The sequence below is a fragment of the Lysobacter sp. Root690 genome (assembly GCF_001427785.1).
In the GTDB taxonomy this organism is placed as follows: Bacteria; Pseudomonadota; Gammaproteobacteria; order Xanthomonadales; family Xanthomonadaceae; genus Lysobacter.
Genome location: NZ_LMHM01000001.1, coordinates 91478 through 116224, shown reverse-complemented (window position 1 = coordinate 116224; position 24747 = coordinate 91478). Strand labels below are relative to the sequence as shown.

19 protein-coding genes are annotated in these 24747 nt (G+C 63.5%); 6 read left to right on the top strand and 13 right to left on the bottom strand.

The features are described 5' to 3' along the window. Positions 1-609 precede the first annotated feature (609 nt). A complete protein-coding gene (secA, locus tag ASD86_RS00475) occupies positions 610-3330 on the top strand; it encodes a preprotein translocase subunit SecA (protein WP_056105809.1) in 2721 nt (906 codons plus the stop codon). Positions 3331-3424: 94 nt separating this feature from the next. Next, positions 3425-4408 carry a Nudix family hydrolase gene (locus tag ASD86_RS00470; RefSeq protein ID WP_056106986.1) on the top strand — a complete coding sequence of 328 codons (984 nt, stop codon included), beginning with the start codon at positions 3425-3427 and terminating at the stop codon, positions 4406-4408. 151 nt (positions 4409-4559) lie between these two features. Here the strand turns inward: ASD86_RS00470 and coaE are convergent, their stop codons facing one another. Genes coaE through pilB form a run of 4 tightly spaced genes read right to left on the bottom strand, consistent with a single transcriptional unit; the run spans position 4560 to position 9080 of the window. Then, positions 4560-5180 carry a dephospho-CoA kinase gene (gene coaE / locus ASD86_RS00465; protein WP_056105807.1) on the bottom strand — a complete coding sequence of 207 codons (621 nt, stop codon included), beginning with the start codon at positions 5178-5180 and terminating at the stop codon, positions 4560-4562. Between the two features lie 3 nt (positions 5181-5183). Then, entirely contained in the window at positions 5184-6071 is an 888-nt protein-coding gene (locus tag ASD86_RS00460) for an A24 family peptidase (RefSeq protein ID WP_056105805.1), read from the bottom strand. Positions 6072-6092: 21 nt separating this feature from the next. Beyond that, positions 6093-7349, bottom strand: a complete 1257-nt coding sequence (locus ASD86_RS00455) for a type II secretion system F family protein (RefSeq protein ID WP_056105803.1) — start codon at positions 7347-7349, stop codon at positions 6093-6095. A gap of 3 nt (positions 7350-7352) precedes the next feature. Continuing rightward, positions 7353-9080, bottom strand: coding sequence for a type IV-A pilus assembly ATPase PilB (pilB, locus tag ASD86_RS00450; RefSeq protein ID WP_056105801.1), 1728 nt, complete (start codon positions 9078-9080; stop codon positions 7353-7355). Positions 9081-9215: 135 nt separating this feature from the next. Here pilB and ASD86_RS00445 point away from each other — a divergent pair, with 135 nt between their 5' ends. From ASD86_RS00445 to ASD86_RS25660, 4 genes are read left to right on the top strand one after another with little or no spacing between them, the layout of a single operon-like run. Further along, positions 9216-10079, top strand: a complete 864-nt coding sequence (locus ASD86_RS00445; protein WP_056105799.1) for a glycosyltransferase family 2 protein — start codon at positions 9216-9218, stop codon at positions 10077-10079. Next, positions 10076-10780: a class I SAM-dependent methyltransferase gene (locus ASD86_RS25665; protein ID WP_082577940.1), complete on the top strand. Its 705-nt coding sequence runs from the start codon at positions 10076-10078 to the stop codon at positions 10778-10780. Before ASD86_RS00445 ends, ASD86_RS25665 begins: the two co-directional genes overlap by 4 nt. Continuing rightward, complete coding sequence (locus tag ASD86_RS00435) at positions 10777-11934, top strand: glycosyltransferase (protein WP_056105794.1); 1158 nt, start codon at positions 10777-10779, stop codon at positions 11932-11934. Before ASD86_RS25665 ends, ASD86_RS00435 begins: the two co-directional genes overlap by 4 nt. Next, on the top strand, positions 11927-12781 hold the full coding sequence (locus ASD86_RS25660; protein ID WP_082577939.1) for a GNAT family N-acetyltransferase: 855 nt from the start codon (positions 11927-11929) through the stop codon (positions 12779-12781). The genes ASD86_RS00435 and ASD86_RS25660 overlap by 8 nt, the downstream gene beginning before the upstream one ends. Here the strand turns inward: ASD86_RS25660 and ASD86_RS00425 are convergent. The 9 genes from ASD86_RS00425 to ASD86_RS00380 form a co-directional block, all read right to left on the bottom strand. Further along, positions 12761-13822 (bottom strand): NAD(P)-binding domain-containing protein, encoded by a 1062-nt coding sequence (locus ASD86_RS00425; protein ID WP_056105790.1) that lies wholly within the window; start codon positions 13820-13822, stop codon positions 12761-12763. The two genes, ASD86_RS25660 and ASD86_RS00425, sit on opposite strands and share 21 nt — an antisense overlap. Beyond that, positions 13819-14568 (bottom strand): class I SAM-dependent methyltransferase, encoded by a 750-nt coding sequence (locus ASD86_RS00420; protein WP_056105788.1) that lies wholly within the window; start codon positions 14566-14568, stop codon positions 13819-13821. Before ASD86_RS00420 ends, ASD86_RS00425 begins: the two co-directional genes overlap by 4 nt. Continuing rightward, a complete protein-coding gene (locus tag ASD86_RS00415) occupies positions 14555-15526 on the bottom strand; it encodes a lysylphosphatidylglycerol synthase domain-containing protein (protein WP_157475962.1) in 972 nt (323 codons plus the stop codon). The genes ASD86_RS00420 and ASD86_RS00415 overlap by 14 nt, the downstream gene beginning before the upstream one ends. Positions 15527-15743: 217 nt before the next feature. After that, the gene (locus ASD86_RS00405) at positions 15744-17756 is read right to left on the bottom strand and encodes a hypothetical protein (protein WP_157475960.1); all 2013 of its coding nucleotides are present in this window, start codon (positions 17754-17756) and stop codon (positions 15744-15746) included. Continuing rightward, positions 17753-19645, bottom strand: a complete 1893-nt coding sequence (locus tag ASD86_RS00400; RefSeq protein ID WP_157475958.1) for a hypothetical protein — start codon at positions 19643-19645, stop codon at positions 17753-17755. The genes ASD86_RS00405 and ASD86_RS00400 overlap by 4 nt, the downstream gene beginning before the upstream one ends. Positions 19646-19773: 128 nt before the next feature. Beyond that, the gene (locus ASD86_RS00395) at positions 19774-20184 is read right to left on the bottom strand and encodes a prepilin-type N-terminal cleavage/methylation domain-containing protein (protein ID WP_056105775.1); all 411 of its coding nucleotides are present in this window, start codon (positions 20182-20184) and stop codon (positions 19774-19776) included. 190 nt (positions 20185-20374) lie between these two features. Continuing rightward, positions 20375-20788: a pilin gene (locus ASD86_RS00390; RefSeq protein WP_036104562.1), complete on the bottom strand. Its 414-nt coding sequence runs from the start codon at positions 20786-20788 to the stop codon at positions 20375-20377. Between the two features lie 539 nt (positions 20789-21327). After that, positions 21328-22737: a sigma-54 dependent transcriptional regulator gene (locus tag ASD86_RS00385; protein WP_056105774.1), complete on the bottom strand. Its 1410-nt coding sequence runs from the start codon at positions 22735-22737 to the stop codon at positions 21328-21330. Positions 22738-22822: 85 nt separating this feature from the next. Beyond that, positions 22823-24448, bottom strand: coding sequence for an ATP-binding protein (locus ASD86_RS00380; RefSeq protein ID WP_056105772.1), 1626 nt, complete (start codon positions 24446-24448; stop codon positions 22823-22825). Positions 24449-24747: the final 299 nt, after the last annotated feature.

Here is a 24747-nt window from a genome sequence, read left to right as displayed (position 1 = left end):
ACGCACGCATGCGCCGTAAAAGCAGCAGCGGGCTAGAACGACCGCCGCACCGCGGCGGGCCGGAAGCACACTCCCAATCTCGCCGGCCAGCCGGCGATCCGGCGCGCACACACGCCGCAAACGCAGCAGCGGGCTAGAAGAACCGCCGCAACGCGGCGGGCCGGGGTCGCAGACCCAAACTCTTCGGCCAGCCGGCGATCCGACGCAAATACACGCCGCAAAAGCAGCAGTGGGCTAGAGCGCCCACCGAACCGCGGCCAGCCGGAAGCGACAAGCCGGCCCATTGCGTGAGCGCCAACCAAGCCCCGGCCACCCGATCCGCCCAATCCCCAAACTGTGGAATCGGGCAAAGTCCCACATTCGATCGGCGCACATCCCCCTTGATACCGTTCAGCACGCCCCCCACGCTAGAATGCGTGTGGCCAAAGACCAGGCTCGATCCGATCGGGGGCGCACGGCGCCCCTGATTTCGTTTTGCTGATTTCGTTTTGGGGCAGCGAAGCGAACGGATCGAGCCGGTTGTCTGGATTCCCTGGGAACTTGCCGGCGCCGACGCGCTCTTAAGCGTCCCGCCTGTGCAATCCCCGTTCGCTTTACACGGACCCGTTCATGCTCAACAGCTTGCTTACCCGCGTTTTCGGCAGCCGCAACGATCGCCTGCTGCGTCAACTGCAACGATCCGTCGTCAAGATCAATGCGCTCGAGCCGGAGATGGAAAAACTCTCCGACGCGCAGCTGCAGGCCAAGACCCCGGAGTTCCAGCAGCGCATCGCCGACGGCGAGTCGCTCGACAAGCTGCTGCCGGAGGCGTTCGCGGTCTGCCGCGAAGCGTCCAAGCGCGTGCTCGGCATGCGTCACTACGACGTGCAGCTGATCGGCGGCATGGTCCTGCACCTGGGCAAGATCGCCGAGATGCGCACCGGCGAGGGCAAGACCCTGGTCGGTACGCTGCCGGTGTACCTCAACGCGCTCGAATCCAAGGGCGTCCACGTGGTCACGGTCAACGACTACCTGGCGCGTCGCGACTCGGCGTGGATGGGCAAGCTGTACAACTGGCTCGGCCTGAGCGTCGGCGTGGTCTACCCGGGCATGCAGCACAGCGACAAGCATGCCGCCTATGCCAGCGACATCACCTACGGCACCAACAACGAATTCGGCTTCGACTACCTGCGCGACAACATGGCGCTGTCGAAGGACGACCGTTTCCAGCGCGGCCTGCATTACGCGATCGTCGACGAAGTCGACTCGATCCTGATCGACGAAGCGCGCACCCCGCTGATCATTTCCGGCCCGGCCGACGAATCGCCGGAGCTGTACATCAAGGTCAACCGCATCGTTCCCTCGCTGACCCGTCAGGAAAAAGAAGACGGTGACGGCGATTACTGGGTCGACGAGAAGGGCAAGCAGGTTTATCTGTCGGAAGCCGGCCAGGAACACGCCGAGGAACTGCTGCGCAAGGCCGGCATCCTGTCGGAAGACGACGATTCGCTGTACGCCGGTCACAACATCTCGGTGGTCCATCACCTCAACGCGGCGCTGCGCGCGCATGCGATCTATCAGCGCGATGTCGACTACATCGTGCGCGACGGCGAAGTGGTGATCGTCGACGAATTCACCGGCCGCACCCTGCAGGGGCGTCGCTGGTCCGATGGTCTGCATCAGGCGGTCGAGGCGAAGGAAGGCGTGCCGGTCCAGCGCGAGAACCAGACGCTGGCCTCGATCACCTTCCAGAACCTGTTCCGCATGTACAAGAAGCTGTCCGGCATGACCGGCACGGCCGATACGGAAGCCTACGAATTCCAGAGCATCTATGGCCTGGAAGTGATCGTGATCCCGACCAACCGGCCGATGCAGCGCAAGGATCACTCCGACCAAGTGTTCCTCAACCGCCCGGGCAAGTACCGCGCGGTGCTCGGCGAGATCAAGGCCGCGCACGAACGCGGGCAGCCGGTGCTGGTCGGCACGACCTCGATCGAAGTGTCGGAGATGCTCAGCCAGCAGCTCACCGAGGCCGGTGTCGCGCACGAGGTGCTCAACGCCAAGCAGCACGAGCGCGAGGCGAACATCATCGCCCAGGCCGGTCGTCCGGGCGCGATCACCATCGCCACCAACATGGCCGGCCGCGGCACCGACATCGTGCTCGGCGGTTCGCTGGAAAGCGAACTGGCCGAACTGGCCGCGCAGAACAACGGCGAGCCGGTCGACGAAGTAACGCACAAGCGCCTGAAGGCGGCATGGCAGGAGCGTCACGACGCAGTCAAGGCGTCCGGCGGCCTGCACATCGTCGGCACCGAGCGTCACGAATCGCGCCGGATCGACAATCAGCTGCGCGGTCGCGCCGGCCGTCAGGGCGACCCGGGTTCCTCGCGCTTCTACCTGTCGCTCGAAGACAACCTGATGCGCATCTTCGCGGCCGACTGGGTGCAGCGCGTTATGGCGCGCATGGGCCTGAAGGAAGACGACATCATCGAAAGCCCGCTGGTGACCAAGCAGATCGCCAACGCGCAGCGCAAGGTCGAAGCGCATAACTTCGACATCCGCAAGAACCTGCTCGACTTCGACGACGTCAATAACGATCAGCGCAAGGTGATCTACGGCCAGCGCGACGAGTTGCTGGAAGCCGAAAGCGTCAACGAGAACGTCGAGGGCATCCGCGGCGACGTGGTCGCCGACATGGTCCAGCGCCACGTGCCGGCCAATTCGGTCGACGAGCAGTGGGACCTGCCGGGTCTGGAGGCGACCATCGCCCAGGAGTTCAACGTGCAGGTGCCGCTGGTCGAGACCGCGAGCAAGGCCGAGGAACTCGACGCCGAGTCGATCGCCGCCAAGGTCCAGGACGCGGTCGCCGAGCATTTCGCCGCGCGCGAGATCCAGCTCGGCAGCGAAACCATGCGCATGCTCGAAAAGCACATCATGCTCAACGTGCTCGACCAGAACTGGAAAGAGCACCTCGCGCGCATGGATTACCTGCGCCAGGGCATCCACCTGCGCGGTTATGCGCAGAAGCAGCCCAAGCAGGAATACAAGAAGGAAGCCTTCGAGCTGTTCTCGGAGATGCTCGACAAGGTCAAGCGCGAAGTGGTGACCTTGCTGGCGCGCGTGCGGATTCAGAGCGAAGAGGAAGTCGCCGCCCTGGAAGCGCAGGAACGCGCGCAGGCCGAGGCGCAGCTGCAGCAGATGCAGTTCCAGCATGCGAGCGCCGGTGGTTTCGGCGCCGACGAAGAAGCTGCGGAAGTGTCCGAGGAAGCCTTCGCCAATGTCGGCCGCAACGACGCCTGCCCGTGCGGCAGCGGCAAGAAGTACAAGCATTGCCATGGGCAGTTGGGCTGAGGAAGCCGGGAGTCGGGAATCGGGAGTCGGGAATGGCAAGGCGAAAGCCGAGTCGGTCCCGACGGATAACGCGGCCGCGGCCACCGAATCGCGAATCGCGAGTCCCAAATCCCGGGTAGTTCATGTCGTCGCGGGCGTGATCCGCGACGCGCGCGGGCGCATTCTGCTCGCGCGCCGCACCGAAGGGCGCGATCTGGCCGGGCTGTGGGAATTTCCCGGCGGCAAGTGCGAGCCCGGTGAAACGCCGCAGGCGGCGCTGTCGCGCGAGCTGCACGAAGAGCTCGGCATCGAGGCCGAGGTGGGCGCGCAGATCATCTGCGTGCCGCAGGCCTATCCCGACAAGCGACTGATTCTGGACGTGCGCGAGATCCGCGCCTGGCGCGGCAGCGCGCGCGGCCTCGAAGGTCAGGCCCTGGCCTGGGTGCCGCCGCACAAGCTCGCCAGCTATGCGATGCCGCCGGCCGATCGGCCGGTGGTGGCGGCATTGCGGCAGCCCGAGCACTACCTGGTTACGCCCGAGCCCGGCGACAGCGACGATGCATGGCTGGCGGCGCTGTCGCGTTCGCTGGCCGCCGGTGTGCGGCGCGTGCAGCTGCGCGCGCCGGGTATGGCCGACGGCGGCGGCGATACCCGTCTGGGGCCGGATCGCTGGCAGGGTCTGGCGGCCGCGGCGGTCAAGCGCTGCCGTGCCGCGAAGGTCGAGGTGCTGATCAACGGCGATATTGCGTTGGCCCAGCGCCTGGGTGTCGGCCTGCACCTGCGCGCCGCACAACTGCGCGATTTGCGCGAGCGTCCCGTCGCCGCGGAACTGCCGCTGGCCGCGTCCTGCCACGACGCCGACGAGCTGCGCGCGGCGCAGCAACTGGGCTGCGATTTCGTCGTGGTCGGTTCGATCAAACCCACGCCCAGCCACCCGAGCGTGCTGGGGATCGGCTGGGAGGCCTTCGCGGCGCTGCGCGAGTCGGTGTCGCTGCCGATCTATGCGATCGGTGGATTGGAGCCGGGAGATGTGGGAGAAGCTCGCCAGCATGGCGCGCAGGGCATCGCCGCGATCCGGAGTTTGTGGGCGGACGCCTGAGTCGGGCGGGGCGGGAGCCGCGATCTCTGATCGAAGGGCGTCGGGCTTCAAGGCCGTATCGCTGAATCGTCGAAGCGGCGGAGGCTGAGTCGCCGTCTTCTTGTCAGAGCGTCTTCAGGCCTGCCGTTCCCAGCACAATCTCACCGGCACCTTAGGTCTGCGGACTTGCCGCCAATGCACGGTACCGCCGATCCAGCGCCTCGACCTGAACCTGCAGCGCCTCAAGCGCCCCGTCGTTGACGATCACATCGTCGGCGATCGCCAGCCGCGCCTCGCGCGTGGCCTGGGCGTCGATCATGCGCTGGGCCAGCTCGGCATCGATGCCGTCGCGGCGCATCACCCGTGCCTGCTGCACCGCCACCGGCACGTCGACCACCAGACAGCGATCCAGCCACGGATACGCGTCGCGTCCGCCGCCCTCGGCCAGCAGCGGGATCGCCGCGATCGCATACGCACCGGCCGCGGCCGCGCATTGCTCGCGCAGCATGGCGCGCACCAGTGGATGGACGATAGCTTCCAGGCGTTTGCGCGCGGCCGGATCGGCGAACACGATCCGGCGCATTGCCGCGCGATCGAGCGCGCCGTGCGGATCGAGGATGTCGTTGCCGAACGCCGCGACCACCTGGGTCAAGCCCTCGCTACCGGCGGCGACCGCGGCGCGCGCGGCCAGATCGGCATCGGCGACGACGATGCCCAGGGTTTCGAAACGACGGGTGACCTCGCTCTTGCCCGAGGCGACACCGCCGGTGACGCCGACGCAGAACCCCGCCATGGCTCAGGCGAGCCCGGAAAACCGCAGGTAGGCCTGGAGCAGGGATTCGCCCCAGAAAAACACGATCCAGCCGGCGATGGCGAGATACGGTCCGAATGGAATGTGGATCTTCAGGCTCAGGCCCTTGGACAGCAGCCACAGCGACCCGATCACAGCACCGACAGCCGACGACAGCAGGATCACCGGCAGCACGCCCTTGAGCCCGACCCATGCGCCGATCGCCGCCAACAGCTTCATGTCGCCTGGCGCCATGCCGATTTCGGGGTTTTTGACCCGTTTGACCACTATCTGGTACTGACGATGCAACTCCCCTGCCAGCCACAGTGCGAGGAAGCCTGCGATCACGCCGAGAATCGAAGGTTTTAGCGGGAAATACAGGTTATCGCTGGCGGCGATGACGCCCAGCCACATCAACGGCAGCGTCAGTACATCGGGCAGGTACTGGGTGCGCAGGTCGATGACCGACAGGATCAGCAGGAAGCTGGTGAACACCATCGCTCCGAACCCCTGCCAGCCGAAGCCGAAGCGGGCCACGCAGGCCAGCATCAGCACCATCGTCAGGAATTCGACGATCGGATACTGCGGCGAGATCGGCGTCTTGCAATGTCGGCACTTGCCGCGCAGTGCGAGGTAGCTGAACAGCGGAATGTTTTCGTACCACGACAGCTGGTGCTTGCAATGCGGGCAATGCGAGCGTTCGACCACGATCCCCGGCGGCGGCGGGTCGTAGACCTCCGGCAGTTCGAGGATTTCGCGCGAATCCCGCTTCCACTCCCACTCCAGCCGCTTGGGCAGGCGCAGGATCACCACGTTGTAGAAGCTGCCGAGCAACAAGCCGAGACCGGCCGCGAGCGGATACCCGAGGCCGGGGTTCTGATCTAGAAATGCCATTGGATGAGGATACTTCGCCGATCAGATGGTCGCAGCAAGTTTGAAGATCGGCAGGTACATGGCGATGACCATGCCGCCGACGATCACGCCGAGGATGACCATGATCAACGGCTCCAGCAGGCTCGACAGCGCGTCGACCGCGTTGTTGACTTCCTGCTCGTAGAACTCGGCGACCTTGACCAGCATGGTGTCGAGTGCGCCGGCCTCTTCGCCGATCGCGGTCATCTGCACCACCATGTGCGGGAACAGGTTGACCTGCTTCATCGCCATGTTGACCTGATAGCCGACCGAGACGTCGTCGCGGATACGATAGACCGCCTTTTCGTAGACCACGTTGCCGGTCGCGCCGGCTACCGTGTCGAGCGCTTCGACCAGCGGCACGCCGGCGCGGAAGGTCACCGCCAGGGTGCGGGCGAAGCGGGCGATCGCCGCGTTGTGCAGGATCTGGCCGACCACCGGGATCTTGAGCATGGCCCGGTCGAGGAAATGGGCGAAGGCGGGCGAGCGGTTCTTGGCCATGATGAAGGCGACGGCCGCGCCGATCACCAGCGCCAGCACCGCCCACCACCACTTGATCATGAAATCGCTCATGCCGATCACCATCAAGGTGAAGGCCGGCAGGTCGGCGCCGAAGCTCTTGAAGGTGGCCTGGAACTGCGGGACCACGAAGATCAGCAGGATGGCGCTGACCAGGATCGCCACCGCCACGACCGTGGCCGGATAGAACAGCGCCTTCTTGATCTTGCCCTTGAGGGTTTCGATGTTTTCTTTGTAGCTGGCGACCGTGTCGAGCACGGTCTCGAGCACACCGGCCGACTCGCCGGCCTTGACCAGGTTGCGGTAGAGCTCATCGAACTGGACCGGGTGCTTGGACATGGCTTCGTGCAGCGACGAGCCGCTTTCCAGGTCGGCGCGAACGGTGTTCAGCAGCTTCTTCATGCGCGGGTTTTTGTGCCCTTCGCCGATGATCTCCAGCGAGGTCACGATCGGCACGCCCGATTTCATCATCGTCGCGATCTGACGGCTGAAGATGGCGATTTCGCCAGGGGTGATGCGCTTGCCGGCGGCGCCGAACAGCGGCTTGCCCTTGGGCTTGACCACGGTCGGGGTGATGCCCTGGCGACGCAGTTCGGCGCGCAGCATGTTGGCGTTCTTCGCCGCCTGCTCGCCCTTCATGGTGATGCCGCGCTTGTCGGTGCCTTGCCAGACGAAGACGTCCAGGGGATTGGCGCGGCGTACCGGGGCGGGGGTCTTGGTGGCGGATCGAGTCGCGGACATGGGTTAGTCCTTGGTTACGCGGTTGATTTCGGCCAGGCCGGTGACGCCGTTCATCACCTTGACCAGCGCGGAGCGACGCAGATCGGGCACGCCCGATCGGATCGCCGCGGCGGCGATCTGCATCGCATTGCCGCCTTCGAGCACGATGGCCTGGATTTCGTCGGTCATGGGCATGACCTGATAGATGCCGGTACGTCCCTTGTAGCCTTCGGTACAGTCCGGACATCCGACCGGCTCGTACAACTTGAATCCCGACGCGATCTCCTCGTGGGTGAACCCCTCGGCGAGCAGCGCGTGTTCGGGCAGATGCACTTCGCGCTTGCAGTCGTGCAGACGGCGGGCGAGGCGCTGTGCGATCACCAGGGTGACCGACGAGGTGATGTTGTACGGCGCCACGCCCATGTTCATCAGACGGGCGATGGTCTGCGGCGCGTCGTTGGTGTGCAGGGTCGACAGCACCATGTGACCGGTCTGGGCGGCCTTGATCGCGATCTCGGCGGTTTCCAGGTCGCGGATTTCGCCGACCATGATCACGTCCGGATCCTGACGCAGGAAGCTGCGCAGCGCGGCGGCGAAGGTCATGCCGCGCTTGACGTTCATCTGCACCTGGTTGATGCCCGGCACGCGGATTTCGACCGGGTCCTCGACCGTGGAGATGTTGCGCTGTTCGTCGTTGAGAATGTTCAGCGCGGTGTACAGCGACACCGTCTTGCCCGAACCGGTCGGGCCGGTGACCAACACCATGCCGTAGGGCTTGATCACCGCGTTGACGAACAATTCCTTCTGATAGTCCTCGTAACCGAGCTTTTCGATGCCGAGCCGGGCCGCGCTGCCGTCGAGGATACGCAGCACGATCTTCTCGCCGAACAGGGTCGGCAAGGTGCTCATGCGGAAGTCGATCTGCTTGGTCTTGGACAGGTTGAGCTTGATGCGTCCGTCCTGCGGCACCCGCTTCTCGGCGATGTCCAGCTGCGCCATGACCTTCAGGCGCGCGGCGATGCGCGGGTGCAGCTTGTTCGGCACCTTGGCGACCTGCTTGAGCAGGCCGTCGATGCGCAGGCGCACCCGGTAGTCGGTTTCGTAGGGTTCGAAATGGATGTCGGAGGCGCCGCGACGGATCGCGTCGACCAGCACCTTGTTGATGAACTTGACCACCGGGGTGTCGTCGCCCTTGGCGTCGATACCGGTGTCGCCGGTGGTGCTTAGGTCGTCGTCCTTGCCGATCTCCAGGTTGTCCAGGCCCTCGCCGTCGCCGACCGCGTCGCCGAGCGCGTCGGAGGTCTCCAGCCAGCGGTCCAGGGTGCGGCGGATCAGTTCCTCATCGACCAGGATCGCCTCGACCGCGGCATTGGTCTGGAACTTGATCTCGTCCAGGGCCTTGGTGTTGGTCGGATCGGCCAGGCCGATGAACAGCTTGTTGCCGCGCTTGAACAGCGGCAATGCATTGTGTTTGCGGATCAGCTCTTCGCTGATCGCGCGGATCGGGGCCTGGCCCGGGTCCATGGTGCTCGGGTCGAACAGCGGCACGCCGAACTCGATCGAGTTGGCGGCGGCGAGCTGGGCCGACGTGGCCAAGCGATGTTCGGCCAGGTAGGAGGCCAGCGGCTTGCGTTCGGCGCTGGCGGCGGCCATGGCTTCGCGCGCCTTGACCTCGTCCAGAGCCCCATCCATGACCAAACGCCGGGCAATGCCGGTGATTCCCACCAAGTTGGCGGTCGCGACAGTGGACATTACATCCCTCAGTTTTCCCCACCCTGACTTTACCTCAATCTCAGCTCTTGGCGAGCTGACCGCTGTCGCTATTCCGCGGATGGGCGGTGTCGACTGCGTTGAGGACAGGCTATTCTGCGCTCCCGGGGAGGTGGCATGCACGTATCAATTGTTTTACCGGCCAAAAACGAGTCGGAGGGGCTCCGGCGCACGTTGCCGGCATTGCGTCAGGCATTTCCGTCGGCCGAGGTCATCGTCGTGGACGACGGCTCGACCGACGACACCGCGGCGATCGCGGCTGAACTGGGCGCCCGCGTGCTCTCGTCGCCGTATTCGATGGGCAATGGCGCGGCGATCAAGCGCGGCGCGCGAGCGGCCTCGGGCGAGGTCATCGTGTTCATGGATGCCGATGGCCAGCACGACCCGGCGCATATTTCCCTGCTGCTGGAACGGCTCGACCATGGCTACGACATGGCCGTGGGCGCCCGCAACGCGGGCGGCCAGGCCAGCGTCGGCCGCGGCGCGGCCAATGCACTTTATAACCGGCTGGCCAGCTGGATGACCGGACATAAGGTCCAAGACCTGACCTCGGGCTTCCGCGCCGTGCGCGCATCCAAGTTCCGCGAGTTCCTGCATCTGTTGCCGAACGGTTTCAGCTACCCCACGACCAGCACGATGGCGTTCTTCCGCAGTGCTTATCCGGTGACCTACGTTCCGATCGAGGTCTCGCGCCGGGTCGGTACCAACAGCCACATTCGACCCCTGCGTGACGGTGTGCGTTTTTTGTTGATCATCTTCAAGATCGCGACCCTGTATTCACCCTTGAAACTATTCGCGCCGACGGCCGTAAGTTTCGCTCTGCTGGGCCTGGGTCATTACGCCTGGACTTACGCGACCCAGGGAAGATTCACCAATATGAGCGCGTTGTTGCTCAGCGCATCGGTGATCGTCTTTCTGATCGGGTTGGTATCCGAACAGATCACTTCCTTGACCTACAACAGCCGCACCGACAGGCCATGAGCGGGCTGCGGGCCCTCGCAGCGCCGTTGGCGCGCACGCCATTTCATCCGCAATGGCTGCTCGGTGGACGCAAGCCCCCGCGCGGCATTGAAACGGCGGCGGGTCGTGTGCTCGATGTCGGCTCCGGAGACAGATGGATTCAAGCGCATCTGTCGGCCCAGGTCGAATATATCGCCTTGGACTATCCGCTTACCGGACGCGATCTTTATCACGCCAAACCCCATGTATTTGCCGACGCGGCGCACTTGCCTTTCGCAGACGGCGTCTTTGATGCGGTGATCTGCCTGGAAGTGATCGAGCATGTGCGCGAGCCGCAACGCGTGCTTGATGAAATCGCCCGGGTACTGCGGCCGGGAGGAGAGGCGTGGCTATCGATGCCGTTCCTATATCCTGTTCACGATGCGCCTCATGACTATCAGCGCTTCACCGAGTATGGACTGCGGCGCAGCGTGCAAAGCTCGAATCTGGTCGTGGAAAAAATCGATCGCGAACTGCATGCGTTGCGCGCCGCTGGATTGTTGGCCTGCCTGGGACTCGCTGGCGCCGCTCAAGCCGCTCCGCGATGGCAATGGCCGGTATTGCTGCCATTGACCGCGTTTGCGGTACTTGCCATTAATCTGGGAAGTTGGATCATGAGTCTGCTGTGGCCGGATTGGCCCGCATTGACGGCTGGCTACGTTGTCAAGGCGGTCAAATCATGATTCGCGCCGACACGGCCCTGCTGATTACCACGTCGTACGCCTATGAGGGGGATGGCAGCGAAGCGGCGGGTGCTTTCGTTGCCGACCTTGCTCAGGAACTTGCGAGCATCATGCCGGTACGAGTGGTGGCGCCCGGAAAAAAGGAAAGCAAGCGCATGCATGGTGCGGTCGAGGTCTGGTCGTTCCAGGCACCAGACAAGCCACTGTCGCTGCTGACTCCGGCCCATCCAGGCAACTGGTGGGTGATTGCGCGGACTTTGCGCTCGCTTCGGCGCACCGTGCTGGCCGCCAATGAGGATGCGCGGGTGCTGCATGCACTGGCGTTTTGGGTGTTGCCGTCGGGCTGGGCCGCACGCGTTCTACAGCGCCAGCATGGCGTCCCCTACAGCGTGTGGGCATTGGGAAGTGATATCTGGTCGCTTGGACGCCTGCCGGTGATACGCGGTTTTCTACGTAGGGTGGCTGTCGATGCGGCAAATGCTTATGCCGACGGAATGCAATTAGGCGTCGATGCGGCGCGAATATGCGGACGTGAGTTCGCATTCCTCCCCAGTACACGCAAGCTGGCCGCCGCGCGATTTCAGCCTGTTTCGTCTGCGGCACCTTACCGACTGCTGTTTCTCGGGCGTTGGCATCCGAACAAGGGCGCTGACTTGTTGATCGAAGCGCTGACGCTGCTTGAAGATAGGGACTGGGTACGTATCGCCGAGGTACACATCGCAGGTGGCGGGCCGCTGGACGACGCGGTGAGGAAGGGCGTTGCGAACCTGGAGGCGGCCGGCCGGCCGGTGCGTCTGAGCGGCTATCTGGATAGAGATCAGGCTTCACAGGCCTTCGCGCAGGCGGATCGATTGTTGCTGCCTTCACGGATCGAGAGCATCCCGGTCGTATTTTCGGATGCCATGAAATTCTCCCTTCCGGTGGTCTCGATGCCGGTTGGCGACTTGCCGACATTGATAGGCAGCGGCACCGGCTGGTTGGCTCAACGCGTGGATGCCGAGGCGTTTGCTGCCGCGATACGCGGCTCGCTCGTATCGGAGCACGACGATGCGGCACTACGAGACATGAACGAACGTTTTGCGATCGAGAGGATCGCCGAGCGCATCGCCGCCGTTGCGCGACGGGACGAACGCGGCGAGACGCGGAATGATTGATTTCGACGGTGAACACTGGGCGAGGGCGCTGCAATTCGGGATGGGTGCCCGAGTGTGGCGATCGCCGGGTGATGACGGCGGGTTGATGGCTTGCTTTCGTGCCGGGCCGTTCAAGGTGGCATATCCGCAGTTCCTCATCGGCAGTTCGTGCCTAGATGATGCTGCGTTGAGCGCGTACTGCGACGGCGCCCGCCGTCTTGGCGCGGATCTTATCCGATTGCAGGCGCCGGATTTAGTCGAAGACCGAAGAGTCTACGCGCGCCACTCGCTCGGCAGCATCGCCATTGCCTCGCTACAGGATTGGAGCGAGCGTGGTTGGGAAAAGGCCAGGCGCGCCGCAAATCGTCAGGCGCGTTCCGAATTGCAGATCCGGCCAGGACGGCCCGGCGACGGAGCGCATCTGCATCGACTGTATTTGTCGACGTTGCATCGTCATAGCGGCGTGGCGCGTTACAGTCAGGAATATTTCGAAGCAATCGCGCCGCATGCGGCCTTGGTTGCAGTGCTAGACGCCGAAATTTGTGGCTTCGTATGCACCGGCTTCCAAGGCAGTCGCGCATGCTACATGCATGGCGCTCACCTGCCGCAGGCGCGCTCTCACTATCCATCGGATCAATTGTTTTTGTCGATGCTGCGCGCTGCTCGCGATGCTGGATTTCGCAGTTTCGATTTTCTGCCATCTCCGTCCGGACAGGGCAGCCTGGCCGCCTACAAGCGGGCTTGGGGCGGAAACGATATCGGCCTGGTCGTCAGCGACTTGGCCCTGAATTCCGTGCGCGCTCGCGGATTTTCCTGGGCGTTGCGGTTGTCCAATAGTCTGGCCGCGCTACGCCGCCGTGGCGCGTGACGCGAGTATCCTGGCTAGCCTGACCGCGTCGAAGCGGATGCCTCTTAGGTAGCGGCTGCGATGATCGTAGAGATTGTCGAAACCAAGCAGGAATACATTGTCAAAATTTTCCACTTCAAAAGCGCGGTTCAGCGGTGTGCCAAAAACGTCTTGCGGGATCGATGCAGGCAACAGGTCAAGCATCGCGTGATATCCCGTCGCCAACACAACCGCACTGGCATGCAGACGCCGGCCGTCGTCGAATACCACTTCGCCGTTTTCGATGCGCTCGATCATGGGCCATAGGGTGACCTGCGCGTTATCGATCAATTCGCGCGTTCTGCCGCCGTCCATTACCGGGTAAGAGGGCCGCTTGAGTCCAGGCCGCAGGCGCGCCTGCAATTCTTCCCAGAAAAAATACGCCGTCTCGCGCAACTCAGCTATACGTCCGTGGCGACGATACTCGATTGGAGATCGCAGGCTCAAGGCGCAGGCGATCCCGCGCTTATCCAGTTCCAGCAGTAGTTGCCCCGCCGTGACTCGACGCCCCACGATCACCACTGGTCCCGGGCCAACACGGAACGGCTCAAGTTGCGAGTAATCGCTAATCTGCGATGCATGCAGCATTTGAATCGAATCGTCGCTGATCGGAGCTGGGGAGGGCCGGAGTGGGGCGAAAAAATACCCGGTCGCCAGCACCGCCGCCGAATATGGACCGAACCGGCCTTGTTGCGTATCCAGCCAACAGGCGCCGTTTGCGTCCTTATTCAAAGCTTCAACTTTGCAAGACTCACGAAGGTTCCCACGCAGTCGATCGGCCATGCGCAGTAAATGCGCGAGGTACTCGCCTGCCTGCGGCTTGCGAAACGGATCGCCACGCAGCGCTTCGCGTGCAGACAGGACATTGGTCCACCAAGGACTGAGTACACGCAAGTCGGGTGGAGCGGCACGCCAAGTCGCGCCGAGACGGTGGGTCTCGAACAAATCGTAAGCTACGCCGAGCCGGTCCAGCGCTCCGGCCAGTGCGATGCCGGCAGGCCCGCCGCCGATGATCGCGATCATGCGCGAGCCTCGAATAGCACCTCTGCGTAATCCCACGGCAGAATCCCGGTCGCGGCGGCGATCCTCGCTTCCAGGCGCGCGATGAACGGCCACGTCTCGGGAGGTGCGAGTCCGGCGGCGATCAACGGCGTAGTCGGGAAGCGACCATGACGCAGTACTCGGGTAAGTTCGACGGTAAAACCGGCCGAACTCAACAAAGCCCGCCACTCGGAAAGTGTGCGTTGCACCTTTGGTCCGTCCGAGGTTAGCCTTCGATGCTTGCGAACCTGTTCGATCATCAACAACGGCGCGCCCGGTTTCAGGGCCCGACGAACGGATTCGAGCAAGTCGCGTGCCCTGTCGTCCTCAATCAGGTAACTCAGGACTACATAGACCGTCGCAGCATCCAGGGCAGCGTCGGCGATGGGCAGACGTCTGCCGTCGGTGGCCGCGAACACGCAGTTTTCATCGCCGCATCGGTTGCGCGCATGACGTAACAAGCCGCGCGATATGTCTATTCCGATGACGGCGTGACCGGCATCGAGCAGAGGCCGAGTAGAGCTGCCTGTGCCGCATCCCAGGTCTAGCAAAATACCGGAGTTGACAACGTAGCGCTGCAGCCCATCGCGGAAAGCGGTGTCCCGGACACCGGCCAGATAGCGGTTTTTCGAGCCGCGCCGGTCGTTGGGATCGATGATCGCCGCATCCGGATCTATTCGCGACAGGTCGTCCCAGTACGCGCGCAACTGTCGATCACTGTCGCTCATGTCGCTTACCTAGATTCAATGCGCTAGCGAGCAACGCCGCGGATATTTCAGACCCCAGGAATGCCAGGCGTGCTAGTGCGGCGGTGATCGCCAGCGTTGCCGCATCGGCTTGAGTTACTTGCGGCGCGGCGACGAAGATGGCTTCGCGCACAGCTATGCCCGCCGGCACCACGAACGCCGCTAAGGCGAGCAGGGATGCACCGCCGTACCACGTTGCGAGCAGGAACAGGCTGTGCCAATCGACCAAGTCATGGAGCATGCAGGCAAATGCCAAAAAATAGAAAATCCATTCGGAACAAAGCATCGCCGTGCCCTTCCACGGCATTGGCGGAAGCGGTCCGCTGCTGGCCAAGGGCGCAAGGCGCGGCAAAAAGCGGGCGAGTTGTTTCAGCATCCAAGTTTCCATCGCGGGATGACGATGCAGCCATTCCACCGCGATCACCACGGGAATCAGCAGCAGCGCCCAAGCGTAGGAATATCGCAGCGCCAACAAAAGGCTGATCACCAATCCGGCGGCCAGGGCATTGGTCGTCGCCATCTGCCAAAGATTGGCTATCAAGACAGCGGTGGATTGATGCGTGCCGGACATCCGTTGGGACTGATAGACGATGCCCCATATCTTGCCCGGCAGATAACGCACGATCTGCGCTTGCAGGTAAATCGGTAGGTCTTTGCGCCATGAGCCGCGGGACGGGCCTATCCGATCGAGCAAGCTCAGGTGATAGCAGCCCTTGATCACGTACATGGGGATGGCCACGATCGCCGCCAGTACCACCTGGGGCCACGCGATCACGGTCATCGAGCGTCGTAGCACCTGGATTTCCGGCGCAAGAATGTGCGTCAGGAATATTCCCGCCCCGATGATCAGCGACCACGTCAGTATCGAGCGGACGGCTTCGCGACGTCGAGACGGACTAGGCGCGCGCGTGGCTCGATTGAGGTCGGTGTTCGGGCTCATGGTTCTCAAGTGCTCAGTCAGTGCAGGATTCCATCCTGGCCCGTTGGTTGCGCATCCAATGCTTGGTAGGCCTCGAAGCAGGCTGCAAACCGGGCTACGCGCGATCCAGTCCCCCTGTCGGTCGAGCGCAGACAGTTTATTCCGGTTTCCGCTATTTCGAGTTCCCGGGTGTGTGACGTCGCGAAGACCGAGCAGAGAGGCTTGCTGTCGATCGAGATCATGAGGGATTGGTTTCTCGATTTTGGGGCGTTGCCTGCGTCGAGACCTCGATGGCTTCGCGAGCGATCTTCAATGCGGCTTGCCCCGGCTTGTCGTCCGGACTGATGCGGCTGCTCAGCGATTGCAATTGACGGTCCGCTTCAGTGCGCTGGCCGGTATGTGCGAGCGCCTGGATCAAGAGCGCGGTGACTTCTGCCTGAGCCTTGGGTTGAGCGGCCAGACGCGCTTGCGGCAGGGCCTGCGGCCAGTGCTCGATGCGGCCATAGATTAGCGCAGCGGCGTATCGAAGCTGCGCTTTCGGCCAGATGGCGTCGGATTGCGCAGTGGCCGCATCCGCGATCGCCACGATGGCGTCGGCGATTTGCTGCTGGCTCAACCCGTGACAGCCGTCGTCGCGGCTGACTTGCATCAGCAATGCCACGGACTGTATTTCTGCGATGGTTAATTTTGGTCTGGCATCGGCGACCGACCGTTGCAACCATGTCGGGTCCGCCGGTCGGCCTGCCAGACAACTGATGGAGATCATGTCTAGGTGCGAGAGCAGTCGCGTACGCGCGTCAGCGGATCGGCTCATGGGTGAAATCAATGCGGTCGCCTGTTCGTAGCGCCTGCGATTGATGGCGGCGATCATTTTGGCCTGGACCGCGCGAAGCGAGCCGGGATGACTGCGCACGGCTTGCTCGACGATGGCCTCCTTGCTGCGCCATACGCCAGCCTGTTGCCACGTTATAGAGGCTAGCAGGGCAGCGGCGACCAAGGCGGCCATCGACATTCCATATCGATAGGCGCCAGTCGCGCGCACCGATTCACGCGAGAGCGACAACATCCCCGCGAGCATCAGTAGCAGGCCAACTGACGGCAGGTAGTTGCGGTGTTCGAAGTACAACTCCAACGGAAGGACGGTCGACTCAACTCCATGCGCGACCAGAAAGAAAAACCAGCCAGCGAATAAATGCGGGGATCGCCGGCGCAAAACGATAGCGATGGCGCTGATCGCGGAGAGTGCACACAGGCAGGCCAAGGTGCTGGGTGGAGACAACAGCCCGTGAGAGACGGCGAAGTCATCGGTGAATACCCCCATGCGCTCGCCGCGTGGAAAGAGCAGCATGCCTAGGTAATCGAGTAACGCCCGAGTCTGCGAAAGCAGTCGTTCCGTCATGTCGAAATCACGAATCGCATAGCCCGCCAGCAGCGCGCCGGGCTTGACGATCAGCACCATGAGTGCGAGCAATGCAGGCGTAATCAGGGTCAATCCGTAGAATCCGGCCAGTGCCCGTCGTAACTCCGGCAAGCGCTGAAAGTAGGCCAACTCCACTACGAGGCAAAGCGCTGGTGCTACTGCTGCATTCTCTTTGCTCAGCAAGCCTAGCAACCACAGCAAAGGGAAGCCGACGAACAGCCAGACATAGGCCTTGGTGCGCGCACGCGCATCCAGAGCGTTACGTCCTTGCAGATAAGCCAGCAGTGCGGCCAACACGAATAAAGAGCTCAATTGAGCCATGCGCTGCACGGCGTAGAGCACGGTGCTGACATGCAACGGATGCAACAGCCATAACGCGGTCAAGAATCCGGCAGTGGTTGCGCCGATGGAGCGTGTCGTAGAGGACCGAAGGAATAGCCGGAGCAGCAGCATATAGATCAATGCCGCGCAGGCTATGTGGATCAGCAGATTGCCCAGTTTGAAGTCCAGCGGGGTGGCGTTTCCCAGGGCGGCGCTAAGCATGAAGCTGGCCATCGAAACCGGGCGCCCCAGCACACCGGACACGTTGCCGAACATGACCTCATTCCAGCCCAGCCGGCCGGCTGCCCATTGGCGGACCGGCATGAGATTGAACGTGTCGTCGAACAAGTATGGACCGTCCAGGCCAACCGCATAGATCAGCACGGTGACCAGCATGGCGACGAAGAGCAGCCAGTGAGCCCGCGTCATCCGGGATTTCTTTTGTGCGCCGGGAGCGCGGTCGAATGGGCGCGTTCCCGGCGTTGCTTCTGGCATGGGCGCCGAGGTCATTGTTGTTCCAACAGAGCCCTCGTTTTGGCGAGTTCGGCCTGGCCAAGCGTGTCGTAGGGTTTAGTGCGCTGTTCCAGAACGGCCAGCAAGCCTTGGGCTTGCGCCTTCATCTTGCGTGATGCGTATATCTGTGAGAGCAGGGCGCCGACCGGTAGGTCGCCACTGGCCTGCCAGGCTAGTTCTGCCTGTTTCTGCGCGTCGGCGATACGGCCGGCACGCAGCAGCGTATCGGCGGCCAGGAACCGGGTCAGCCATTTGGAGCGGGAGCTGTCGGGTTGGTTAGCTGCCCGGTCAAGCATGAAAACGATGTTGTCCGCGATCGCCGAATCAGTGAGTTCCCCGCAGCCCTGTTTCTGGCTGACTCGTGTAAGCAGGCGCAACGCGGGGACCTCTGCCATGCTCAGGCTGGGGCGGGCTTCGGCCAAGGCGCGTCGCAGGTCTTCTGGCGTCACCGGTTTACGGCTGATGCAGTCTAGCGTCACCCAGCTCAATCGCGCGATCACCCGGTTGCGTTGACGCTTGCTGGTGAGCAGGTCGGCGAACGCGTCGTAAGAGCCTTGCAGGTTGCCCTGCTGCATTGCCACGGTCGCACGTTCCAGTTGCGCGCGCATTGAATCGGGATGATGCTTCAGGCCTTGGGCCAGGATGGTTTCTCCCGCCTGCCACACATTCGCGCGTCCGCCCGTGGCGAATGCGAAGGAAAGCGCAAAGCCGCCAGCGATCAACAATCCCAGCTGCTTGGGAGTAAATACGTTGATCGGCAATTCCTTCGGCAGCAGGGCGGTCAAGCCGACCACCGCCAGGATCAAGCCGAATGCGGGCAAATAATTACGGTGTTCGAAATACAGTTCCAGCGCCACGATGCTCGATTCCACGCCGTGCGCGACCAAGAAGAAGAACCAGCCCGCGAACAGGCTTGGGGCGCGCTTGCGCAGTACGATGGCTGCGGCGCTGACCAGAGTCAGCGTCAGCAGGGAGAGCAAAGTGGTAGGTGGAGACATCAGGCCGGTAGATGCCTGGAAATCGTCTGTATAGAGCCCCAGTAACGGTGTCCTTGGAATAAAGATGGTGACGATGTAATCCACCAACGCGCGCGACTGCGTCAATAAGCGTTCGACCAGGGTGAAGTCGCGTTCGTCGTAGCCGCTGAGCAGGCGATCGGGAGCGAGTACCAGCACGGCGGCGAGCGCCAATGCGGGTAGTGCCACGAATAAACCGAAAAAAACCTGCCTGATCCGCTTGTATTCCGTTTGGGCCATGAAATAGGCCAGTTCAATAACCAGGCACAACGCAGGTGCGACCGCAGCGTTCTCTTTGCTAAACAGACCTGCGAGCAACAGCAGCGGGAACAGCGCGAACAATCCCGTCAGCGCGCGTCCGGTCTGGCCTTGCGCGAGCTGCTTGCGCGCGACCAAGTATGCCCACAACGATGCCAGGACGAAGAAAGTGCTCAACTGCGCCATGCGCTGCACCGAATACAACACGGTGCTGACGTTGATCGGATGCAGCAGCCACAATGCGACCACAATGGTGGCCAGCAGATCGGCGTTGGCCGCAAGTCGATTGTCTTCCGCGAGCATGCGGCGGATCACCTGCCAGCCCACCAGGCCACAGGCGATATGAATGATCAGATTTCCGAGCTTGTATGCGAACGGCGTATGTCCGCCGAACTCTGCGCTCAGCAGGAAGCTGCCCATCGAAACCGGGCGGCCGAACATACCCGACTCGTTGCCGAACACGATCGATTGCCAAGTCACGTCACCGTTAAGCCAGCTCTGGATGGGGTCCAGATTAGCGACGTCATCGAACATGAACGGGCCGGACAGGCCAGTCCAGTAAACAAATAAAGTCAGAAGTATCGCGGCAAAAAGAAGCGAGCGAGTCAGCATCAGCTTGTCCTGAAGTTTTGTGAACTATACGGACAGGACATGCATTCTGCCGAGTACTGCCGGGGTTACAGATCAATCAGCCGACATTCCGTGTCGGCATTGATGTTTAGGCGGTGCCAGATGTGGTTTCAGCGGCATTCGGCCGGCACTAAGGTCAGGTTGGTTCCACCCGGAACGCTGCAGTCCCATTCCAGTCCGCCAGGTATGGAGCGGGGGCGGAAAGTGAAGGTAACCGGCGCGTTTACCGTGGATGTGGTCGCGGTAATCACGCCATTGGCGCCGATATCGATGCTCGCGCAATAGCTCGAGGCGCTGAAGCTGTAACCGGTGTTGGTCGCGGTAACCAGGCTCAGCGAGCCGCGGTCCTGAGAGGTTTCCGATACGGAAAGCTTGGCTCCGGCGGCGACATTGAGGCACTCCATGTTCTTGGCCCGTGCGACATAATCCAGATAAGCCGGGAGCGCTATTGAAATCAATATTCCGATGATCGCTATCACGATCATCAATTCGATCAGAGTGAATCCACGTTGCCGTTTCATTTGAATACCCCGCAGATCTTGAGTGCTAGAAGGTCGTGGATGGATCGGGGGGAGCGATCAATCACTGAAAGACGCGGGGCCGCGTGGTAATCACCTACAAGAAACCCCGGCGAACCGGGGTTTCTTGGTGTTGCCATCGAGCAAATGACACTCCCTGCCAGGCAGAGAGCACAAAGGCTCGTGTGTTACATCAGTTGCGGCATTCGGCCGGCAGCTGCGAGTCACGACCGGTGCCGCTGCAAGCCCATTCCAGACGGCCGTTGCCGCCGGTCGGACGCAGAGTCAGCACGGCCGGCGGGGTGGCGCCGGTGGCCTGCGTGGTCGCGGTGATCGCGCCGCCGTTGGCGATGGTGATCGAGGCGCAGTAGCTGCTGGCGGCGAACTGGTAGCCGGTCAGAGCTTCGGTCACGCCGGCCAGGGTGCCACGATCCTGAGCGGTTTCGGCGACGGCCAGCTTGGCGGCGGCGGCGATGTTCAGGCACTCAGCGTTCTTGGTACGGATGGTGTAGTCCTGGTACGCCGGCAGAGCGATGGCGATCAGGATGCCGAGGATCGCGATGACGATCATCAGTTCGATGAGGGTAAAGCCTTGCTGCTTCTTCATGGTGTATCCCCTAGGAGTGGTGATTGAGTTGCTTCACGTGCCAACAGGTCCGGATGTTCGATCCTTCGGCAGCCGTGCGTGCCGCACGTGCATGGAAGAGTACGCACAACCCATGCCAACTTCACTGCGGCTCGGGCTCGGGATCGAAACTGATAGCGGCATCACGTATCGGCGGGGTTGTGCTCGTGGTCGTGTGACGCGCAGGGTCAGTCGATGCATCGGGCGGGTGACCAAATGCGTCAGATTGGATTTTCCTGGGCAGAAACTGCGATTTTCATCACGTAACACATGGCCGCTTCGGCGGGCGTGAGGCGTGGCCGCTGGTAGAGGATCGGATTCCGGCGACAGACGGTCGCCCGCCGCGGTCGTTTCGATGGTCGCCAGGGTCGGGCCGGGCCTGCCGATGATGGGGCGATAGCTACGGCCAGCGCCGCGCCCCCGCCATCGGTCGACGCAGGCCTTTATGCAGTGCGCTCTATAGTAATCGCCCGAAATGACCGGGCCGCAAGCACCGGGTGGCCCCGCGGCCACCCGCGATCTCAATCGATCCCGAGCTTCTTGAGCTTATAGCGCAGCGCGCGGAAGGTGATGCCCAGGGCCGCGGCGGTACGGGTCTTGTTGTAGCGGTTTTCCTGCAGCGCCTGCTGGATCGCGGCGCGCTCGATTTCCTCGATGTACGAGGGCAGGGCGCTGGTCGCGGTGTCGCGCGGGTTGAGGGTGCGCGGGTCGACGGCGCCGGGCTGCGGCGACGGGTTGCCGGGCTGGGTTACGTGAGGCGGCAGCGGCGGCGGCTGGGTCGACAGGCGCGGCAGGCGCAGGTCGCTGGCGTTGAGCTCTTCGCCTTCGGCCAGGGCCAGGGCGCGTTCGAGGATGTTTTCCAGTTCGCGCACGTTGCCCGGGAAGCCGTAGGCGCGCAGCGCTTCGAGCGCGTCGTCGCCCAGTCGCGGTACCGGCCGGCCCTGGTTGCCGGCGAGCCGGTGCAGGATCTTCGAGGCCAGGCCGGGCAGGTCGTCGAGCCGTTCGCGCAGCGGCGGCACGCGCAGCTCGATGACGTTGATGCGGTAGTAAAGGTCCTGGCGGAAGCGGCCGTCGGCGACCAGCGCGGCGAGGTCCTTGTGGGTCGCCGAGAGGATGCGCACGTCGACCACCAGTTCGGCTTGCGCGCCGACCGGGCGGATCGATTTTTCCTGGATCGCGCGCAGCAGCTTGACCTGCATCGGCAGCGGCAGCTCGGCGACTTCGTCGAGGAACAAGGTGCCGCCGTCGGCGGCCTGGAACAGGCCGGGCTTGTCGGCGTGGGCGCCGGTGAAGCTGCCTTTCTTGTGGCCGAAGAATTCGCTTTCCATCAGCTCGGCCGGGATCGCGCCGCAGTTGACCGGCACGAACGGGCCGTCGGCGCGGCCGCCTTCGGAATGGATCGTGCGCGCGACCAGCTCCTTGCCGACGCCGGACTCGCCGGCGATGTACACCGGCGCCTGGCTGCGCGCGACCTTGCCGATGGTTTGGCGCAACTTGATCATCGCCGGCGATTCGCCATACAGGCGCGAACCGACCGCTTCGCTGGCGCTGCGGCGGGTGTCGTTGAGTTCGAGCGCGTGCCGCACCAGATCGCGCAGCACCGCCAGATCGACGGGTTTGGCGACGAAATCGAAGGCGCCGGCCTTGAGCGCGTCGACCGCGGCTTCGACGTTGCCGAAGGCGGTGATCATCGCGACCGGCGTGTTCGGATACTTCTGGCTGATCTCGGCGATCAGGTCCATGCCCGAGCCGTCGGGCAGACGCATGTCGGTCAGGCACAAGTCGTAACTGTTGCGCAGCAGCTGGCTGCGAGCCTCGCCGAGGCCCGACGCGGTATCGCAACGCAGGCCCATTCGGCCCAAGGTCATGACGAGCAGCTCGCGAATATCGCGCTCGTCGTCGACTACCAATGCACTACGTGTTTCAGCCATTGCGCCCTCCATCGCCCACGATAGCTTAACGGTATGGTCGCGGCCAAGACGCTCGTGGCACAGATTCTGCTTGCGAGACGACGATTCATGCCGGCGACAACGCGCTGGCGCCGGCAAGGCGGATGCGGAAACAGCCGCCGCCGCCGGGCACGGACACGTAATCCAGCGAGGCCTGATTGGCGCGGCACAACTCGCGAGCGATATACAGGCCAAGGCCGGTGCCGTGGCTGGAAGTGGTGAAGAACGGGCGGAACAGGCGCTCGGCGACCGAGTCGGGGATGCCCGGGCCGCGGTCGAGCACATCGATCGCCGGCAATCCCACTTCATCGAAGTACACATGCACGGTCACCCGCGCCGGTTCGCCGGGGATGCGGCCGTAGGTCAGCGCGTTGTGGACCAGCACGGTCAAGGCCTGATGCAACTGGCGCGGATCGACCATCGCCGCGACCCGGGCTTCCGGCCCGGTCGCGCGCAAGGTGTCCTGTTCGAGCGGATGACTGACCCGGTACTCGTCGAGGAACTGGCGTACGAAGCCCATCAGTTCCAGGTGCTCGGGCTTGGCCGGTTCGCGTCGCGCCATGCCGAGCACGTTCTCGACGATGCCGTTCATGCGCGAGCCCTGCTGACGCACGATCTCGAGCAGGCGACGGTCGGAGATGGCGATGTCGCGCGATTCTTCCAGCAACTGCACGGCGTAGTTGATCGCCGCCAGCGGGTTGCGGATCTCGTGCGCCAGGCTGGCCGAGAAGCGGCCGAGCGCGGCCAGGGTGATCGATTCGGCGCGGCGCGACACTAATGAAGTGTCATCGAGGAAGATCAACGTCTGGTCGCTGCCGGCGAGCAGGCGGGTGAAGCGCGGCACCACTTCGGGCAGGTCCGGCGCGAGTTGCAGCGGGCTCTCGTCAGGCCGGCCCTCGACCCGCCAGCGGCTCAGCCGGCGCGCGAGTTCGGGCGAGGCGATGGCGAGAATGCGATGGCCATGGCGCGAACCATCGTATTCACCGCTGTCGCCGAGCAGCAGCATCGCCGCCTCATTAGCCAGGCGCAGGCGGCCTTCGCCGTCGACCAGCAGCACGCCGGTGCGCATGCGGCGGATGATCAGTTCGTTGATTTCGGCGTAGTTCGCCGCTTCCGCGCCGCGCCGTTCGGCCAGTTCCTGGCTCTCGCGCATCTGCCGGCCGAGCATGTTGGTCAGCAACGCGATCGACAGATAGCCGATCGCGAACATGATCGGTTCGGCGATAGTGCGGCCGGTGGTTTCGCCGCCGATCTCGTTCCAGGTCCATTCGCCGATCAGGCCGGCGCAGGCCAGCACCGCCGCGCCGATGCCGTAGCGCGCGCGCAGCAGCAAGGCCGCGGCGCCGACGTTGAACATCAGCATCAAGGCGATGCCGGTGCCGGCGCCGGGCAAGGCGTGAATCGCCAGGATGCCGAAGAACAGGTCGCAGGCGATCCCGGCCAGGGCCTGGCCGCGCAGTTCGCCGCGCCGGCCGAACAGGAACAGCAAGGTCGCGATGAACAGATACGACAGCGACAGCGAGCGCGCGAACAGGTCGTGGCGCGCCACGCCGATCAGGTTCTCGACCGGCCCGAACAGGAACAGCACCAGCAAGGCGGCTTCAAGCAACCGGTACAGGGTGAAGAAATAAAGTTCGCGGCGCAGCGCGAGGTCGGCTTCGGCCGGACTGACGGGGGCGAGACCTGACGGCAAGCGGGTTTCCCTGCGCGGGCGGAGTATCGATCAGTATAGGGCGGCTGGCCGGTGCCGACCGCCGCCGCGTGCCGACTGACGGCCGCCGGCGGGTGCCGACAGATCCGCCGGCTTTGCTCGAACGGGCGTCCGGCGGGGCCTGATCGGCGGTAACCGGCCTGCGATCGCTCTGTAATGGCCCCGGCGGAAGCTGCGCGGGCTCCTCCGCGGGCCGGGTTTTGCTCGGCTCGCCGCGATCGGCGACAATGCGGCCCCCTCGCACGTCTGCCGGCTCCGGGCCGGTCGCACGCGCGGGACGT

Excerpts from the sequence above, each read along its gene's own strand:
- ASD86_RS00390 (WP_036104562.1), bottom strand. The coding sequence starts at position 20,788 with ATGAAGAAGCAGCAAGGCTTTACCCTCATCGAACTGATGATCGTCATC.
- ASD86_RS00455 (WP_056105803.1), bottom strand. The coding sequence starts at position 7,349 with ATGTCCGCGACTCGATCCGCCACCAAGACCCCCGCCCCGGTACGCCGC.
- pilB (WP_056105801.1), bottom strand. The coding sequence starts at position 9,080 with ATGTCCACTGTCGCGACCGCCAACTTGGTGGGAATCACCGGCATTGCC.
- ASD86_RS00400 (WP_157475958.1), bottom strand. The coding sequence starts at position 19,645 with ATGCTGACTCGCTCGCTTCTTTTTGCCGCGATACTTCTGACTTTATTT.
- coaE (WP_056105807.1), bottom strand. The coding sequence starts at position 5,180 with ATGGCGGGGTTCTGCGTCGGCGTCACCGGCGGTGTCGCCTCGGGCAAG.
- ASD86_RS00385 (WP_056105774.1), bottom strand. The coding sequence starts at position 22,737 with ATGGCTGAAACACGTAGTGCATTGGTAGTCGACGACGAGCGCGATATT.
- ASD86_RS00460 (WP_056105805.1), bottom strand. The coding sequence starts at position 6,071 with ATGGCATTTCTAGATCAGAACCCCGGCCTCGGGTATCCGCTCGCGGCC.
- ASD86_RS25660 (WP_082577939.1), top strand. The coding sequence starts at position 11,927 with ATGATTGATTTCGACGGTGAACACTGGGCGAGGGCGCTGCAATTCGGG.
- ASD86_RS00425 (WP_056105790.1), bottom strand. The coding sequence starts at position 13,822 with ATGATCGCGATCATCGGCGGCGGGCCTGCCGGCATCGCACTGGCCGGA.
- ASD86_RS00395 (WP_056105775.1), bottom strand. The coding sequence starts at position 20,184 with ATGAAACGGCAACGTGGATTCACTCTGATCGAATTGATGATCGTGATA.
- ASD86_RS00405 (WP_157475960.1), bottom strand. The coding sequence starts at position 17,756 with ATGACCTCGGCGCCCATGCCAGAAGCAACGCCGGGAACGCGCCCATTC.
- secA (WP_056105809.1), top strand. The coding sequence starts at position 610 with ATGCTCAACAGCTTGCTTACCCGCGTTTTCGGCAGCCGCAACGATCGC.
- ASD86_RS00420 (WP_056105788.1), bottom strand. The coding sequence starts at position 14,568 with ATGAGCGACAGTGATCGACAGTTGCGCGCGTACTGGGACGACCTGTCG.
- ASD86_RS00435 (WP_056105794.1), top strand. The coding sequence starts at position 10,777 with ATGATTCGCGCCGACACGGCCCTGCTGATTACCACGTCGTACGCCTAT.
- ASD86_RS00415 (WP_157475962.1), bottom strand. The coding sequence starts at position 15,526 with ATGAGCCCGAACACCGACCTCAATCGAGCCACGCGCGCGCCTAGTCCG.
- ASD86_RS25665 (WP_082577940.1), top strand. The coding sequence starts at position 10,076 with ATGAGCGGGCTGCGGGCCCTCGCAGCGCCGTTGGCGCGCACGCCATTT.
- ASD86_RS00445 (WP_056105799.1), top strand. The coding sequence starts at position 9,216 with ATGCACGTATCAATTGTTTTACCGGCCAAAAACGAGTCGGAGGGGCTC.